This is a genomic window from Bacillus sp. AK124, from assembly GCF_053903085.1.
The window spans coordinates 1,762,884-1,782,106 of record NZ_CP096378.1 but is presented as its reverse complement, the minus strand read 5'-3'; the positions used below and the strand labels follow the sequence as shown (position 1 = coordinate 1,782,106).

The 19,223-nt window shown below is 46.1% G+C and carries 1 protein-coding gene; it reads right to left on the bottom strand.

The genetic code is table 11. The features are described from left to right. Nucleotides 1-135 precede the first annotated feature (135 nt). A complete protein-coding gene (gene bacC, locus M1E06_RS08865; protein ID WP_456270529.1) occupies nucleotides 136-19,215 on the bottom strand; it encodes a bacitracin non-ribosomal peptide synthetase BacC in 19,080 nt (6,359 codons plus the stop codon). Between the last annotated feature and the right edge of the window lie 8 nt (nucleotides 19,216-19,223).

Below are 19,223 nucleotides of genomic sequence, written 5' to 3'. Positions count from 1 at the left end.
TCTTGATAGATGTTCACACCGCAGCACCAGCTGCTGCTTGTTTTTTGAAATATTTCCTCTCTTTTCTTTGCCTTTCATTATAACAGAGAGTTGATAAGGCAAACAAAAGGCACCCTGAAAAGGATGCCGTTTTGTTCATATTTTGACAGTCTTATTGATGATATCATGGATCAATCTTGCATTTCTTTCAAGAATGTCGGGATGGGACTTGGAGATCATTTGCATATGGGTTCCGGCTCCTAGAACGACTGTAAAGGTTTTGGACGCCGCTTTTTCCCACATCATCATATTTTCATCCCGCTGATTGTCGCTTGACTTGATATAGCTGATATGTCCGTCAATTGCGCCGGTTGTGACTGTGTTTTGTATATATACATAAGACTTCATCACCAAGTCCACTAAATAGTCGCTCAATAATTTCTCTGCATCGCGGTATTTCTCAAGTTCAAATGTTTTGGATATCTCTTCTCTGTATTCCTCCTCTGTGAACTGATGTTTCTCGGCTTTTGTCCGATATTTTGAATCGATGATGATCAAATCTTCGACTTCATATCCTTGCCGGTTCAATTCTTTCGCCACATCAAATGCCAGGATTCCGCCGGATGAATAGCCGATTAATGTGTACGGCCCTTCACCTTGAATGTTTTTAATGATATCCGCGTATTTTCGAACCCTGTTTGCGGATGGAATGAAGTTGAAGCTGTACACCGAATGCTGCTTTAGATACTTGGCCAAGCCCAAGTAGGCAATGCCCATCGACGCGGCCGGCGGAAAGCAGAACAGGTTTTTGCCGCCTTCTTCCGCCCTGGTCAGCTGCATGCAATCATCTGTGTAGTCTTTCAGCAGGTCTTGTGCATGCTTCAGAAAATCAGACAGCTCTTTAATGGTCGGCTTGGAGAAAATGTCCTTAAACGGAACTCTGAAGCCAAGCTCTGCATATAGCCTAGAGACAAATGACATGATGTTTAAAGAATTCGCTCCGATATCGAATATGTTGGCGTTGATGCCAATCAGTTCGATATTCAGGATGTCTTCCCAAATGGCGGCCATTTTTTCTTCCAACTCATGTCTTGGAGGCTCATATTCCAGTAAAGCGCCCGCGCTTCGATCTGGCTCTGGAAGGGCCTTCAAGTCGACTTTTCCGTTTGGTGTCAGCGGCAGCTCATCAAGCTTCAGCAAATAGGACGGCACCATATATTCCGGAAGCTCCTTCACCAAAAACGCTTTGATGTCTTCCTGTGTGATGTCTCTTTCGGAAACGACGTATGCGCAAAGAACTTGATCGTTGCTTTGATCTGTTTTGGCGGCAACCGCCGCTTCTTTTATATCGCTGTGCCTTAACAATTGATGCTCGATTTCGCCAAGTTCGATGCGGTAGCCCCGAATCTTGACTTGGTGATCGATCCGGCCCAGATACTCAATATGTCCATCCGGCCTCATCCTTGCAAGATCTCCTGTTCGATACATTCTTTCACCCGGTAAAAACGGATTTGGCAGGAATTTTTCAGACGTCAGTTCCGGTTTGTTCAAATAGCCTTTTGCGACTCCGTCTCCGCTGATATACAGCTCTCCGGCAATTCCGACCGGCTGTACTTCCTGACGCTCATCCAGAATATAGAGCTGGACATTGGAGGCCGGCTTGCCGATCGGGACAGAAACTTGCCGGTCCCGTCCGGCATCATATTGATAGATCATGCAGCCGACAACCGTTTCGGTCGGACCGTATTCATTGTAGATGTCAATGTTGTGATGAAATCTCTCCGTGATTTCTTTGGCCAGTTCCGTTTTTAAATCTTCTCCGCCGACGATCAGGCGTTTGATGCTTGATCCGCTGGCACCCATGTCTTTGACAAGGCTTAAATGAGACGGGGTTAATTTGACAATCCCGGCTTTTTGGTCTCTGAACACTTTTCGAATCAGCGGTTCCCCGTCCCTGCTATGCTGATACACAATCACCCGGTTGCCTGAGATTAATGGCGTAAATATCGATGTCACCGTTAAATCAAAGGCAATGGATGAGTAGAGGGCAAAATCAAGCTGTTCGCCTTGGACATATACACGGGCAGCCCAGGTAATATAGTTAACCAGCCCTCTTTGCCTGATCATGACCCCTTTTGGTTTTCCTGTGGATCCTGACGTGTAGATGATATATGCAAGGCTGTCGGTGTTACCCGCCAGTTCCAGATTGTCAGCCGGATAACTGCTGAAATCTCCGGTTAATTCGACGGCTTCCTGATGAAGTGTGCCCAAGTCCTGCTTGTGATCCACAAGGATGATGGCCGCTCCGCTGTCTTCAAGCATATACTTGATCCTTTCTTCCGGATAATCGGGATCAATCGGCAAATAGGCTCCTCCGGCTTTCAAAATGCCCATGATTCCGACCACCATTTCCGGTGAGCGTTCTGCCATGATGGCGACAATCGTATCCTCTTTGACTCCTTTGTCCCTGAGGTATCTGGCAAGCTGATTTGATTTTTCATTGAGCTCACGGTACGTCAGTTTGTCATTTCCTGAGACAACCGCAGCAAGCTCAGGGGTTTTTTCGGCTTGTTCCTCAAACAGCCGGTGAATCGTCTGATTCGGATATTCCGCTTTCGTGTCATTCCATTCGTACAACAGCCTGTTTCTTTCAGCTTCCGAAAGGACTGTGATGTCGTTTAATGACTGATCTTCATTTTGGACGACCTGTTCCATCACTTGTTGAAGGTGTCCTTTGATACCGGCGATGATGTGGTCATGATAGATATTTCCGTCATAAGTCAATTTGATGACCAAACGTTCGCCCGGGACGGCCACAATATTAAATCCGTAATTTGTTTGTTCTTCGGCGTGAATTTCTTCAAAGATAAAACCAGCACCGCGTTTGCCGCTTGTCTCAAATGCACTCTGATCAACTGCGTAATTTTCGAAAATCAGGATATGATCCAGCAGCTCTCTTTTTAATTCACTGAGCGACTGTACTTCCGACAGATTCATGTCATGATATGTCCTGCCTTCCAAAGCCTGTTCCTGAACGCTTTTGATGAGTTCCTTAAAGCTTTGGCTTTTTTCCAGTCTAATTCTCGTCGGTACAGTGTTGATGAATAATCCGACCATTTTTTCGATTCCGGCTACTTGTGCATCCCTGCCGGAAATGACTGTACCGAATACGACATCATCCGTTTGATTGTACCTTGCCAAAAGCATTCCCCAAATGCATTGTAAAACAGTATGGAGGGTGACATTGTTACGGCTGGCAAGCTCTGTGATCCGGCCGGTTAATTGTTGCGGGAATTCTATGACGGCCTCTTTTCTCTTATATTTCGCATGTCCGGAAGAACTCGCCAAAACCGAAATCGGCGATTTTTCGGTAAAGCCTGATAAATAGTTTTTCCAGTACGCTTTTGGAGCTTCTTTATCCTGTTGCTCTAGCCACCCGATATAATCGCTGTACGGTCTTGCCTCTTCAAGCCGGTGTTTTTGCCCGCCTTCTTTCATATGATACATTTGGAACAGCTCTCCCATAATGATTCCCCGGGACCAGCCGTCAAGCAGAATATGGTGGTTTGTCCATATGAACGTATAACTGTCATCCTCGGTTCTCATTAGCGCGGCTCTGATCAATGGTTCGCTGTTTAAGCAAAAACCTTTCTCCCGATCTGCTTTGCGATACGTTTGAATCACTTGCTCCCGTTCCGCCGGACTCTGCTTTCGCAAGTCATGATAGTCAAGATTGATCTTTCTGTCCTTGATGATCACATTTCTTGGTTCATCCGTTATTTCATACTCGATCGAGGCCCTTAGAATCTCGTGTCTTTCCATGATGTCATTGAACGTTTCTGCAAACAGACGCTCATCGATCAATCCTTTCATATCGATGGCCATTTGTTCAAAGTACGCCTGTGATTCCTTGTCTTCGAGTGCGTGGAACAGCATGCCCCTTTGCATGTTGGCAAGCGGATAGATTTTTTCGATTTCCATCCCTTTATATTTCAGTTTGATTTCCTCAAGCTGATCTAAGCTGATGCCTTTGTCTCCGTAATCGGACGGCGTTTTTTCCGTCTCTTCTCGTTCCGCGCAGTGGCGAATGACCGCTTTCAAGGCTTCTTTATATTTTTGAGCAAAAGTTCTGACGACGTCTTCACTGTATGCTCTTGTGTTATAGGTCGTTTGAATGGCCAGTTGTCCCCTGAAGACCACCGCATTGATTTCGAGTGGATGTTCTCTAGTGATGCCCTTTCCGGCTGCTTCTCCCGGCGACAGGTGTGATGAAGAAAATTCTCCGCTGTTGATGTCTTCATCAAGCTGTCCCAGGTAATTGAACAAGATTGGTGATGTTGCGCCTTTTGCGATCTCACTGTCCCGGGTGAGATACTTTAAAATTCCGTAGCCGATGCCTTTGTTCGGCACGTTTCGCAAGTGCTCTTTCACCATTTTAATCGTTCTGGACATGTCTGTTTCTTGTCCCAAATCGATGAATACCGGGTATTTCGAGGTAAACCAGCCGACCGTTCTGCTGATATCGATGCCATCTGCCACCTGTTCTCTTCCATGCCCCTCCAGCGTGATTCTTAATTTATTTTGCCCGGTCATATCTCTTGCCGCCACCAGAAGCGCAGCGATCAGAAGATCGTTGATTTCGGTACGGTAAGCTTGGTTTGTTTCTCTTAAAAGCCGCGCTGTCTCCTCTTTTTCGAGTTCCGTGCTGAATGTTTTGCTGTCCTCAACTTTGAAGACACCTGCATCTTCATTCATTTCCAGGAATTTGACGTCTTCACAAACGGCCTTCAGCCAATACTGTTTTTCACCAAGCAGTTTTTCAGTTTTTGAATATTCCGTGATGTGATGTGCATATTCCTGGTAGGAAGCTGTTTTTGGATAGAACTCGACTTTTTCCCCATTTGATAACTGACTGTACCCCAGCGCCAAATCTTCAAATAATATTCTCCAGGAGATACCGTCGACCACAAGGTGATGGATGATGATCAGCAGGTGATCCCCATTATTCGTTTTGAAGAGCGCCAGTTTAACCAGAGGGCCGGTTTTAATATCGATGCTTTGCTGAAGCTCCGTTGCCAATTGGTACACTTTCTGAGGCTGGTCGTTTTCGCTCGAGACATCATAGACAAATAGGTCAAACAGCTTTTTGCCCGGTCCCCGGTTGTACTGAATGATCTTTCCGCCTTCTTCTCTAAACACCGTCCGGAGTGCATCGTGATGTTGGATGATTTCTCTGAATACACGTTTGACGATGCTCTCGTCGAATCCGTTTTTCCTATAAAGTATAACCGCATGGTTGTAATGGTTCCTGTCCGTTTTGTTCAACGAGAAATACTCTTGTTGAATCGGAGTCAAGAGAACCTCGCCCTCTACCGTTTCATATGATGCTGATTTGTCGGTTTCGGCCTTGACATATCGGCTCAAAGACTTGATTTGCGGATTTGCAAACAGATCTTTCATTTCTAGCGACAGGCCTTCTCTTGATAATCTTGAGATCATTTGCAGCGCTTTGATGGAATCGCCGCCTGCTGCAAAAAAGTGATGAGTGATCCCGATCTTGTCAATGCCAAGCACATCTTCCCATATTTGAACAAGCTTTTCTTCCGTCTCGTTCCGCGGCGGATCGTATTCCGTCTCTTTTCCCGGCTGCGGTTCAGGCAATGCGGTTGTATCGATCTTTCCGTTGGCTGAAAGCGGCATCTTCTCAATTTGGACAAATGAAGACGGAATCATATATTCTGGAAGCTCGCGCATCAGATACGTCCTGATGTCCTCGAACGGTAATTCGGCGTTTGCTGTGAAATAGGCGCACAGCTGTTTTGCACCTTTATGGTCTTCCCTTGCAGCAATAAAGGCTTCCTTGATATCATCATGAGCCAACAGCCTGTTTTTGATTTCTTCCGGTTCTATTCTGTAGCCCCTTACCTTGACTTGGCTGTCCATCCGTCCTGCAAGTTCGATATTTCCATCGCTCAGCCTTCTGGCAAGGTCCCCGGTCCTGTACATTTTTGTATGCGGTGCAAACGGATTTTCGACGAATTTTTCTTTCGTGATATCCGGTTTGTTTACATAGCCGCCTGTCACTCCGGCGCCTGCGATGCAGAGCTCTCCGTACACACCTTCCGGAAGCAGTTTCATATTTTCATCAAGCACATATGCATTCGTATTATGGATCGGAGTGCCGATAACCGGATATTCTTTGAAAGAATTGAGGTGTTCCGGGTCGATTACTTTAAAGACTGAGCCGATTGTCGTTTCAGTCGGGCCATAATGATTCATGACTACATGATCGGGATATTGGTTGTAAAATGTCTCAACATCCCTTGTATTGATCATCTCCCCGCCCAAGACGACCAGCCTGAGAGAAGCGCAAGGTTTTTCGGCGGAAAAGCCCGGATCATTGACAAAAATGTTAAACAGAGACGGCGTCAGTTTGATATAGGTGATGCCGTTTTCTTTGATATACTTTAAAGCCCGGTGCGCATTTGTATAGCATTCTTTTCGTGCGATATGCAGTTCGCTTCCGCTTAACAGCGCCGAAAAGATGCTCGTATAGCCCAAATCGAACGCATATGAAGACACAAGCATGGCTTTGTCGTTTTCTGTAAGACCCGCTTCCTTCATAAACCATGCTGTATAATTCACCACATTCCCGTGTCTGATAAATACGCCTTTCGGCTTTCCGGTGGAGCCTGATGTGTATATAATATATGCATTCTGATCGGCTGCACCCGATGTAGACAGGTTTGACGCGGCCTTCGCATCAATCAAACCGTCGGCAACATTGACGATTTCTCCAGCGAACGCGACGTTTTCTTTGACAGAGCCTTTGACAAGCAATATTGCAGCTCTGCTGTCACTTAAAATCTCATTCGTCCGTTTTGCCAATTGCTCCGGCTCGATCGGCACGTAAGCCGCTCCGGCTTTCAGTACCGCCAGCATGGAAATGATCATCTCAAGCGATGGTTCAATCATGATCGCTACAGGTGCACCGGCGCTTGCTCCTTTGTCTCTCAAAAGCCTTGCCAATTGATTTGCTTTTTCGTTCAGTTCCCTGTACGTCAGCTTTTCATCCGCAAAGACCACCGCTGTTTGCTCCGGCGTTTTGCCAGCCTGATGCTCAAACAGCTGATGAACCGTTTGATCTTTAGGGTAATCTGTTTGTTGTCCTTGATTCTGATCCCGAAGCACTCGCATTTCTTCATCTGACAGCATGTTCACGTCGCTCAACGGCATTTGCGGATCGTTTGCCGCTTCCTTTAAAATATTGATCAAATGGCCCGCCATTCTTTCAATCGTGGACCGCTTAAACAATTTTGTACTGTAGTTGAAAACACATTGAATGCCTTCATTTGTCTCAGCGGCTGTCAGCGTCAAATCAAATTTTGAGATGTTCACCTCGGTTTGGAGTGGCTGGAATATCAAGCCATCGATGTCCGCTTCATCGCCGTCGAAGTTTTGCAGAACAAGCATGGTATCAAACAGCGGGTGTCTGCTCATATCCCGTTTGACATCAAGTTTTTCAACCAGTTCATCAAATGGATAGTCTTGATTTTCATAAGCTTTCAGCGCCGTTTCTTTAACCTCTTTTAAATAATCGGCAAATGGCATGTCTCCTTTTGGATGGTTCCTCATCGCCAGCGTGTTGATAAACACTCCGATGACATGTTTCAAATCGCTGTGATGCCTTCCCGCGATCGGTGAGCCGACAACGATATCCTCCTGGCCTGTATACTTCGCCAAGAGCGTTGTGTATCCCGCCAAAAGCAACATATACATCGTCGCGCCGTTCTCTTTCGCCAGTTTGTTCAGCATGGCGGACGTTTCGCCGTCTATTTCAAACTGAACGATATCTCCTTCAATCGAACGCTTTTGCGGACGTTTTTCATCCGCCGGCAAATTCAGCACCGGCACTTCACCTTGAAAAACGTTGAGCCAGTAGTCTTCCTGGCGTTTAATCTCATCTTTTTGATAAAAAAGTTTTTGCCATTCTGAAAAGTCTTTGTACTGAATCGTTAACGGCTGCAATGTTTTCCCCTCATACAACTCGGCCAGTTCTCTTGTGAAAATGGCCATGGATACCCCGTCTGAAATGATATGGTGCATGTCGAACATCAGTACATGTTCATCGCCACTCGCTTTTAATACTTCCACTCTTAAAAGCGGCGCTTTTTCCAAAGCAAACGGCTTGATGAACGCTTTGATTTTTTCTTCCAGCCGGTCCTGTCCGAGTCGTCCGTACTTCACTTTAAAATCGACTTCTTTTTCGATTTTTTGTACAGGCTCGCCGTCAACCACCACAAAGGCCGTCCTCAAGGCTTCATGTCTTTCTATCAATTGCCGAAAAGCATCCTCGAACCGGTCGACATCAAAATCTCCTGCAATTTTCATGGCGAAAGGCATGTTGTAAGAGAGGCCGCCTGGTTCGATTTGATTAAGGATATACAGCCTTCTTTGTGCGGATGACAATGCGTAATACTCTTTCTCTTCCGCTTGTGTGATGGACGCATAAGGGCTTTCTTTCATGGATTCGATAAAATCACCGATGTCTTTGATTGTTGGTGTTTCGAATATTTGTCTTAAAGGGACTTCAATCTTCATTTCTTTATGCAATTTTGCAGTCAATGCCGCAGCTTTTAAGGAATGGCCGCCAAGTTCAAAGAAATTGTGGCTGATTCCGATGTTTTCGATCCCTAAAACGTCCTCCCAGATTGAGACAAGCTTTTCCTCTGTGCGGTTCCTCGGTGCTTCGTACGTCGCTTCACTGATTGTGCCGCTAGGTTCAGGGAGCGCTTTTCTGTCGATTTTGCCGTTTGCCGTAAGCGGCAATTGATCGAGCTTGACAAAGTATGACGGCACCATGTAATCCGGCAGTTCCTTTAACAAGCATTTTCTGACGTCTGCAACGCCGGCCGTTTTGTCCGCGACGATATATGCGCATAGGTATTTTCCGCCGGCTTGATCTTCCCGCGCCATAACTGCCGCCGCGTCAATGCCTTCTATTTTCAGCAATTGGTTTTCGATTTCGCTCAGTTCGATTCTGAATCCGCGGATTTTGACTTGGTGGTCGATTCTTCCTAAATATTCGATTTGGCCATCAGGTAAAAATCTTGCGAGATCCCCCGTCCTGTACATGTTTTCTCCTGGAACAAACGGGTTTGGAACAAATTTTCCAAGCGTGAGGTCAGGTCTGTTTAAGTATCCGCGGGCAAGGCCTTCCCCGCTCAGACAAAGTTCACCGGGTGTGCCCAACGGCAGCAGCTGCTGGTTGTGATTTAAAATATAAGCCTTGTGATTGCTGATCGGCCGGCCGATGACGACTTTTTCGTCATCTTTTTGCAGCTCGCCCCGCGTTGAGCAAACGCTGTTTTCCGTCGGTCCGTATTCATTAAACAATTTGACGTTCGGCAGCTTTTCAAAATGCTGCCGGATCAGACTTTCATTGAAGCCTTCCCCTGCGACCGTGATAAATCTTAAATCCTCTAAAGGCTGCTCAATCGTGTCGAGCAGGCTTAGATAAAAGCTCGGAACGGCCAGCAAGTTTGTCGCTTTATGCGTTCGCAACGCACCGATGATCTCACGCGGATTCATCCGCAAATCTCTAATTAAAACCAGCTTCGCCCCAGATATAAGCGTCGTGAAAATATCTTCAACAGAACTGTCAAATGAAAAGGACGGCACTTGAAGTGTGGCATCGGCTGTACTGTAGCCATACGATTGTTTCCTCCAATAAAGCGTATTAACAATTGATTGATGGTTGACCATGACACCCTTCGGCTTTCCGGTCGAACCTGAGGTATAGATGACATAAGCCATGTCAGAAGAACCGCTCGTGTGCTCTATGTTCTCTGTGGCTTTGTCTTTTGTCAGCCCTTTTTCGTTCATATCGATACAGGTGAGATCAACGTCAATCTGTTTGTCCGCCTTTTTCAGCAGGATGCTGATGCCGCTGTCTTCGATCATGTATCTGATCCGGTCTTCCGGATATTCGGGATCGATCGGCAAGTATGCGCCTCCGGCCTTCAGCACCGCCAGCATTCCGACAATCATCTCCACAGAACGCTTTGCCATAACGCCGACGATCATGTCAGGTTTTACGCCTTTTTCCCTTAACAGTCCCGCCAGCTGATTTGACCTTTCATTCAGTGCTTTGTACGAGAGCTTCTCCTTTTCAAATACGACCGCAGTATGCCCAGGCGTCCGTTCCGCCTGTTCTTCAAATAATTGATGGATCGTTTTATTCCTTGGATAATCTGCGTTTGTCCGGTTGAACTCATATAGAAGCGTCTTTCTTTCTTCCTCCGCCAGCATGTCAATCTCTGCGATTTTCCGGTTCTCATTTGCCGTCACTTGCTCAGCGACCCTTTTGATATGACCTTCGATATTGTTGATGATATCCCTGTCATAGACATTGCCGTCATATGTCAAAACAAGGGTGAGCTCTTCGCCAGGAGTCACCGACATGCTAAAGCTGTAATTGCTTTGTTCCGCAGCGCTGATCTCATTCACCTTAAAGCCTGTCTTCATTTGACTCTCTTCAAAGTCCTGTTCATCAGTTTCATAGTTCTCAAATACGAGAATATGATCGATCAGATCTTTCTTTAAGCTGCTCAAAGCCTGGACTTCAGCGAGATTCATATAGTTGTAGCGGTTGCTTTGAATCGCATCTTCCTGAACCTTTTGCAAACATTCGTTAAAACGCGCCTGCTCATTGAATCTGATTCTTGTCGGGATGGTGTTGATAAACAGACCGATCATGTCTTCGATTCCGTCTACGTTTGCTTCCCTGCCCGATACGACCGTTCCAAACACGACATCATCGATCTTATTATATTTCGTAAGCATCAAGCCCCAAATCGTTTGAATCACCGTATGAAGCGTAACGCTGTTTTTAGCAGCGAGCGCCTTCAATTGTTTTGTCAGCTGTTTTGACAAATGGATGACCTTCTCCCGGCGGTCATACAGGCTGCTTTTTTTGCGTTTTGTTAATGTAGGCAGCTGTGCCTGTTCCTCATACCCTTTTAAATATTCGCGCCAATATTGACGGCCCTCTTCCTGATCCTGTCTTTCAAGCCACTTAATATAATCGCTGTACGGCTTCGTCTCCTTTAATGGACTGGCTTTGCCGTTCATCCGGTTTTCGTAGATGACAAACAGCTCACGCATGATGATGCCAAGGCACCAGCCATCGAGTAAAATATGGTGATGGCTCCAGACAAGCCGGTACGATCGCTCCGCCGTTTTCAGCAAGTAAGCCCTCATTAATACATCTCTGCTTAAATCAAAGCCTTTTTTTCGATCTTCATTGATCAATCTCTCAATGAACATTTCCTGTTGCTGTGCGGAGCTTTTCGCGATATTGAAATAGGTGAAATCGATGCTGCGGTTTTCGATGATGATCTGCCTCGGTTCTTCAACAATTTCATATTCATAAGAGGCCCTTAAGATTTCATGCCGTTTCATGATGTCATTAAAGCTTGCCTCAAGAATCGCCGGATCGACATATCCTTCAATATCCATGACCGTCTGCTGAAAATATGCATCTGAGGTATGATCCTCGATGGCATGGAACAGCATACCTTTTTGCATGTTGGCAAGCGGATAGATTTTTTCAATGACGCTACTGTATTTTCCTTTGATTTCTTCAAGTTCGTCTAAACTGATATTTGTATCTCCATAGTCGGACGGCGTTCTTTCGCTTTCCGTCTGTTGCGTGCAGTGCTTAATGATTTGTTCCAGGCGTTCTTTTAATTGATGATTCAGCCGGCTGATCGTATCTTTTTCGTATTCCATTTGATTAAAGGTTGTATGAATCACCAGCTCATGATGAATCACGATGGCGTTAATTTCGATAGAATGACTTCTCGCGATTTTTCCGCCGATGCTTTCCCCTTCGGAGAAGCTTGAGCCGGAAAATTCGCCGCGATTCATGTCGGCATCGATCTCGCCTAAATAGTTAAATGAAATCCGTGCCTTTTCTTCGTTGATAAAATCCGGGTCTTCGGCCATATACTTTAAGAGCCCGTAGCCGATTCCTTTATTCGGTATTTTTCTCAACGTTTCTTTGACCATTTTGATATGTTGGGAGAGGGCTTTTTCTTCTCCTGCATCAAGAAGCACCGGATACATCGTCGTAAACCAGCCGATTGTTCTCGTGATGTCAACGCCTTCTAAAATATCTTCCCTGCCGTGGCCTTCCATCATGACCTTCAGTTTGTTTTCCCCTGTGATGTCCTTTGCTCCGGTTAGTAATGCCGTTAACAAAATATCGTTGATTTCGGTGTTGTAGGCTCTGTTCGTGTTTCGCAAAAGGTCCGCTGTTGCCTCTTTGCCGAGCTTGATGCTCAACGTCGTGCTGTTTTCGTATACATCTTCCTTTAATATGTTCCTTGGCGGAATAAACCGGACACGTGCCTTGGCAACGTTCCGCCAATACTTGGCTTCCTTCAATAAGGTTCGGCTGCGGGCGTATGCTTTTAACCTGCGGGCGAATTCTTGATAGGAATCCGTTTTGTAGCCGATCTCGAGCGTTTGCCCCTTTAATGCCTGACTGTACAATGTTTCGAAGTCCTCAAACAGTATTCTCCACGATACACCGTCGACGACAAGGTGATGGATTACAATGAGCAGGTGGTCGCCCTCATCAGCCCGGAAGATGCCGAGATGAACAAGTTTTCCTTTTCTGATCGATGTTTGTTTTTGAATGCTTGTCGCCAGCTCATACACCTTTTCCGCTTGACGATCAAGCCCTCTTACATCATAAACATCCAGGTCGAACAGGTCTTTCTGAAAGCTTCTGTTGTACTGAATGAAGTCCCCGCCTTTTTCCTCATAGATCATCCTTAACGCGTCGTGCTGCTCCATTATTTTATTGAAAGTCTTTTTAACACAGCTTTCGTCAAATCCGCCCTTTCTGAAGAGCACAAATGACTGGTTAAAGTGATCCAGCTCTTCTTTGTTATTAGCAAAATACCATTTTTGGATCGGAGTGAGTTCTGCATGTCCCGTGACGATTGTATTGGCATTTTGCCTCTGTGATTGTTTTTTAACATACTTGGAAAGATCCTTGATTCTCGGATTGGCGAACAGATCCTTCATTTCAAGCTTCAGGCCAAGCCTGGACAGCCTTGAGACGATTTGCAACGCCTTGATCGAATCTCCTCCTGCTGCAAAGAAGTGATGGCTGATACCGATGTCTCCGGCACCGAGAACATCCCTCCAGATGTCAACGAGCTTAGCTTCTGTGTCATTCCGCGGTGCTTCGTATTCCGCTCCTGTTGCGACATGTCTGTCAGGTGCAGGGAGGGCTTTTCGATCGACTTTATCGTTTGCGGTGAGCGGCAGCTTATCCAGTCTGACAAAATAAGCCGGAATCATATAGTGAGGGAGCTCTTTTTCGAGCCATTCACTGAGCTCGGTTGATGTCCAGTCTTCTTTGGAGACGATATAAGCGCACAAATAATCGCTGTTGTCATCGTCCTTCCTGGCTATAACCGCCGCTTCGTCGATTTTGTCAAGCTTGAGCAATTGATTCTCGATTTCTCCCAGTTCAATCCGGTATCCGCGTATTTTCACCTGATGGTCTATTCTTCCTAAAAACTCGAGATGTCCACCGGGCAGCCATCTGGCCAGATCACCCGTCCGGTACAATCTTTCCCCTGATACAAACGGATGTGAAATAAACTTTTCGGCTGTCAGTTCCGGCCGGTTTAAATACCCGCGTGCAAGACTGATTCCGCCGACGCAAAGCTCTCCAACAACGCCTGTCGGCACAGGCTTCTGGTTTTGATCCAATACATATACGTTTGTATTGTCAATCGGACTGCCGATATGAGGACGACCGGATCCTCCGTAAACCCCCGCCGTTGCACAGACCGTCGTTTCCGTCGGTCCGTAGGCATTGATAAACAGCCGATTTCCGAACCACCTTTTTGCGAGTTCTTCAGTGCAGGCAGAGCCCGCGGAAACGATCACTTTGAGGTTTTCCAATCTGAATTCATCCAACACATTCAGAACGGTCGGCGGCAAAGTCGCATGAGTGATGTCATACTGTCTTAGAAAGCTTGTTAACGGCTGCCCCGGCATCATTTCCTCCTGCCGTCCCAACACTAAAGCCGCCCCGGCTGCCAGCGCCGGAAAGATTTCAAATGCTGACGCATCAAATGATAGTGAAGCAAATTGAATCACTCTGCTGTCCGTGTTTAAATGCATCAATTTGACAACTGCTGAAACAAGATTGCTCAGCCCTTTTTGTTCGATTAAGACGCCCTTCGGTTTTCCTGTGGACCCTGAAGTATAGATGATGTAAGCCAAATCCCCGCTATGGCTGACAGGCTCCAATTGAGCCGCATCCAGGGCGGCAATTTGTTTATCGTGAATATCAATGTTGATCATGCCGGCCTCTTTGATAAAGGACCGTTTTTTGATGAGCGCCTCTTCCGACAGAAGAAACTTTGTTTGGCTGTCGCCTAGGATGTATTTGATCCTGTCTTCAGGATATGCCGGATCAAGCGGCAGGTACGCGCCTCCGGCCTTCAAAATTCCCAGAAGGCCGATGATCATCTCGGGAGAGCGGTCCACCATGATGCCGACGGCTGTGTTCGGTTTAACCCCTTTGTCTCTTAAAAACCGGGCCAGCTGATTTGACCTCTCATGCAATTGTCGATATGTCAGCTTTTGATCTTCAAACACGACCGCGGTTTGGTCAGGCGATGTCTCCGCCCGCTCCGCAAACAGCCGGCAAATGGTTTTGTCTATTGGAGCATCAGTTTTCGTATCATTAAACCGATATAACAATGTGTTTTTTTCGTCTTCTGACATGGCCTCTATTTGATCAAGCCGCTTGTCCGGCCGATTGGAAATATCCTCTAAAGCACGGACGAAATGCGCCGCCATCCTTTCGACCGTTTCTCTTTTAAACAGCTTTGTACAGTATTCCAAATCAAATTCGATCTTCGAGTCTTTTTCGATTGCCGATAAAGTGAGGTCAAATTTTGAAATATGGATGTCGCTTTCAAACGGTTCAAATGTGAGCCCTTCTATTTCAGCATCCGCTTTTTCCAAGTTTTGCAGGACAAACATCGTATCAAACAGCGGATTTCTGCTCATGTCGCGTTCAAGGTCAAGCTGTTCGACAAGATCGTCAAATTGATAATCTTGGTTTTCATACGCCTTCAGCGCCGTCTCTTTTACATCTTGCAAAAATTCAGCGAATGTCTTGTCGCCCTTCGGATGATTTCTCATCGCCAGCGTATTGACAAACATTCCGATTACATGTTTCAGCTCGTGATGTTTTCTTCCTTGAATCGGCGTTCCGATAATCAAATCTTCCTGTCCGCTATATGTTCTAAGCAAAACCGTATACGCCGCCAGAAGAAGCATATACATGGTCGCTCCGTTGTTTTTGGCGATCCGCTTGAGCTTCTTCGTCAATTCGCCGTCGATTGCAAAACCGATTCTATCGCCTTCAACACTGTGCATTTGCGGCCTCGGGTAATCCGTCGGCATGTTGAGGACTGGAATCTCGCCTTTGAAAATATTGAGCCAGTACTCTTTTTGCCTTTTCATCTCATCTTTTTGATAAAAAGCCCTTTGCCATTCTGAATAGTCTTTATATTGGAGGCTGAGCGGCTCCAGTTCTTTTCCGCCGTACAAATCGCAAATTTCTTTTGTCAAAACCCCCATCGATGCGCCGTCTGAAATGATATGGTGCATATCAAACAGAATGATATGTTCCTCGTCGTCAACCTTGACCACCTCTGTTCTAAAAAGCGGGGCCTTTTTTAAATCAAACGGTCTGACAAATTGTTTGATGATCTCTTGAATGGATAGAGACTCTATTTCGCTGGATTTGATGCTGAAATCTACTTCTTTTTCAATCTTTTGAACTGGCTCTCCATCCGCCATCAAGAAGGACGTTCTAAGCGCTTCATGTCTTTGAATGACAATTTGCAATGCGTTCTCAAACCGGCGTATATCGAAGGAGCCCTTGACTTTCATGGTAAAAGGGATGTTGTAGGACAATCCGCTCCCTTCGATTTGACCTAGAATGTACAGTCTTTTTTGCGCGGATGAAAGACGATAGTATTCTTTTTCTTCCACTTTTTTAATAGATGAATCAACACTATCTTTTGTCGATCTGATATATTCTCCCAATCCTTTGATTGTCGGCGTTTTAAAGATTTGCCCAAGAGGGATTTCCGCTTTGAGCTCCTTTCGGATTCTTGCCGCCATCGCGGCCGCTTTGAGAGAATGTCCCCCCAGCTCGAAGAAATGATCGTTGATACCGGCCTTTTCCACCTTTAAAATATCACGCCAAATTGCTGCCAGCTTTTCTTCCGTTTCATTTCGCGGCGCCTCATACTCACTTTCCGCTCCCATCGTTCTGTCCGGCTCAGGCAGGGCTTTTCTGTCCACTTTCCCGTTTTTGGTGAGCGGCAGCTTGTCCATGTTCACGAAATAGGCGGGAATCATATAATCCGGAAGCTTTTCACCTAAAAACCCTTTCAGCTCATCAAGGGAAATCTCACGCTTTGCCGTGATATAGGCGCAAATGTACGGGCGGTTCTCTCCGTCTTCTCTGACGGTAACGATCGTCTCGTTGATGTCTTCATGCATCTCCAACCGGCTTTCGATTTCGCCGAGTTCGATCCTGAAGCCGCGGATTTTCACCTGATGGTCGATTCGGCCGATGAATTCGATATTGCCGTCAGGCAGCCATTTCGCTAAATCGCCCGTCTTGTACAGCCTTTCTCCCGGCATAAACGGATGCGGGATGAATTTTTCCGCCGTCAGTTCCTCGCGGTTTAAATATCCTTTGCTTAAACCGTCGCCTGCGATGCACAGCTCTCCGGGAACCCCGATCGGCACGAGCTTGCCGGCTTCATCCATGATCAAGACTGACGTATTCGCCAGCGGGCTGCCGATCGGGATTGTATCGGCTTTTTCATCTATTTCATTGATGAAATAATATGTCGCATATACCGTGCTTTCCGTCGGGCCGTAAACATGAATCAATTTATCCCGGCCGACATGATCCAACACTTTTCTCACATGCGGTATCGACGCTCTTTCCCCGCCGAAAAGGATTTTCCGCAGCTTGGCAAGGCAGCCGATATTGATGTCGGCGAGCGTATTGAACAGCGCTGTCGTAATGAACATCACGCTGACTCGTTCTTTCTCAATCACTTCGGCCAGCTCATGTGTATTCAAGACCGTCTCTTTTTCGATCAGGACGAGTGAGGCTCCGTTTAAGAGAGCGCCGAAGATGTCGAACACCGATCCGTCAAACGAATAGTTGGACAGCTGGAGAATGGCGTCATCTTCAGTGATGTCGATATAATTGGTGTTTTTAACGACTCTTGCCGCACTGTAATGCGGGGTGACGACGCCTTTTGGCATTCCCGTAGATCCTGATGTATAAATGATATAGGCGGTATCGCCGGAATCATTGACAGAACTGAGCGGTTCTTTACTGAATCCGTCTGAAGCCCCTTTGTCCAGATGAACGATGTCAGCCTCACAATCGATTCCGTCTGCCGCTTTTCCTTGTGTAAGCAGTACCGCGGCTTTTGTGTCTTCGAGCATGAAGGCCATTCTGTCTTTAGGCGTTTCAGGGTCGATTGGCAGATATGCGCCGCCCGCTTTTAAAATCCCGATGATGCCGATGATCATTTCAAAGGAGCGGTCCGCGATGATCGCCGCAACCGAGCCTCTGCCGATACCCTTTTCCCTGAGGAGTCTCGCGGTTTGGTTTGCTTTCTTATTCAGCTCTCTATAGGTCATGCGCTGAGCACCGAACACAAGAGCCGTCTGGTCAGGCGTCTTCATGGCCTGTTCCTCAAAGAGCTCATGAAGCGGCTTGTCTTTCGGGTAATCCGTTTTTGTATCGTTGAATGTGTCTAAAATCCTCTGTTGTTCTTCTTTTGACACAAGGTTGATGTCTCGTAATGTTTGTGTCTCATCTTCCGCCACTTGTTCTGCGACGGTGATGATATGCTTTTCTAATGTTTCGATGATGGTGTCGTCATATACATTTTCATCATAGATGAAGAGCAGCTTTAATTGATCATCAAGAGCCGCGGAAATGCTGAAATGATAATTGGTCTGTTCTTCCCCGCTGACATTCACCATTTCAAAACCTACATCATTTTTTTCTTCAAACGCTTTTTGGTCAACGGCATAGTTTTCAAAGACCATGACATGGTCGATCAAATCATTTTTCAACTCGCTTAGCGCTTGAACCTCAGCTAAATTCATGTAATTGTAGCGGCTGCTTTCCAAAGCGTCGGCTTGGGTTTGGCGCAGAACATCTTTAAAAAGCTTGTCTTTGTCCAGCCTGATTCTGGTCGGGATGGTGTTGATGAAGACGCCGACCATTGTTTCTATACCTTCCACTTCGGCATCTCTGCCGGAAACAACGGTTCCGAACACCACATCCTCGCTGTTGTTGTATTTCGCCAAAATCACGCCCCAAATGCTTTGCAGCACGGTATTGATCGTTACAAGATTCTGGTTGGCCAATTTGATGAGGCGATTTGTCAATTCTTTGGAACATACAATTGTTTTTTCTCTTCTTTTAAAACCCGTCTCAGAAGGTGTGCGGAGCTTTGGAAGTGAATTTTTTTGATCATAGCCGCTCAAATAGCTCTCCCAATAGCTCTGAGCTTCTTCTTTATCCTGATCCTCCAGCCATTTGATATAATCGCTGTACGGCCTCGGGTCTTCCAATTGATGATGTTGGCCTTTCCGCTTCATTTCATATATCGTCAACAGCTCATCCAGGATGATGCCAAGGCACCATCCGTCAAGCAAAATGTGATGATACGTCCAGACAAATTGATACGAATCGTCAGACGTTCTGATGAGACAAGCTCTCATCAACGTATCTTTGGCTAAGTCAAAACCCTTTTGTCTATCTTCTGCCAAATATCTCTCCAAAACGCCGTCTTGATCATGCCGGCCTCGTATATCAAGATAGTCAAACTTCATGTGCCGATCTTTGATAATGACGTGCAGCGGCTCATCCAATCTGTGATGAAATGATGCTCTTAGGATCTCATGCCTTTTCATGACTTCATTTAGGCTTTCTTCAAACATCCGCTCATCCACATCACCTTTTAATTCAATGATGAACTGCTCAAAATATGCGTGTGACGCTTCGTCTTTCATGGCATGAAACAGCATTCCTTTTTGCATGTTTGATAACGGATATATTTTCTCAACTTTTGTTTTCATATCGTCAT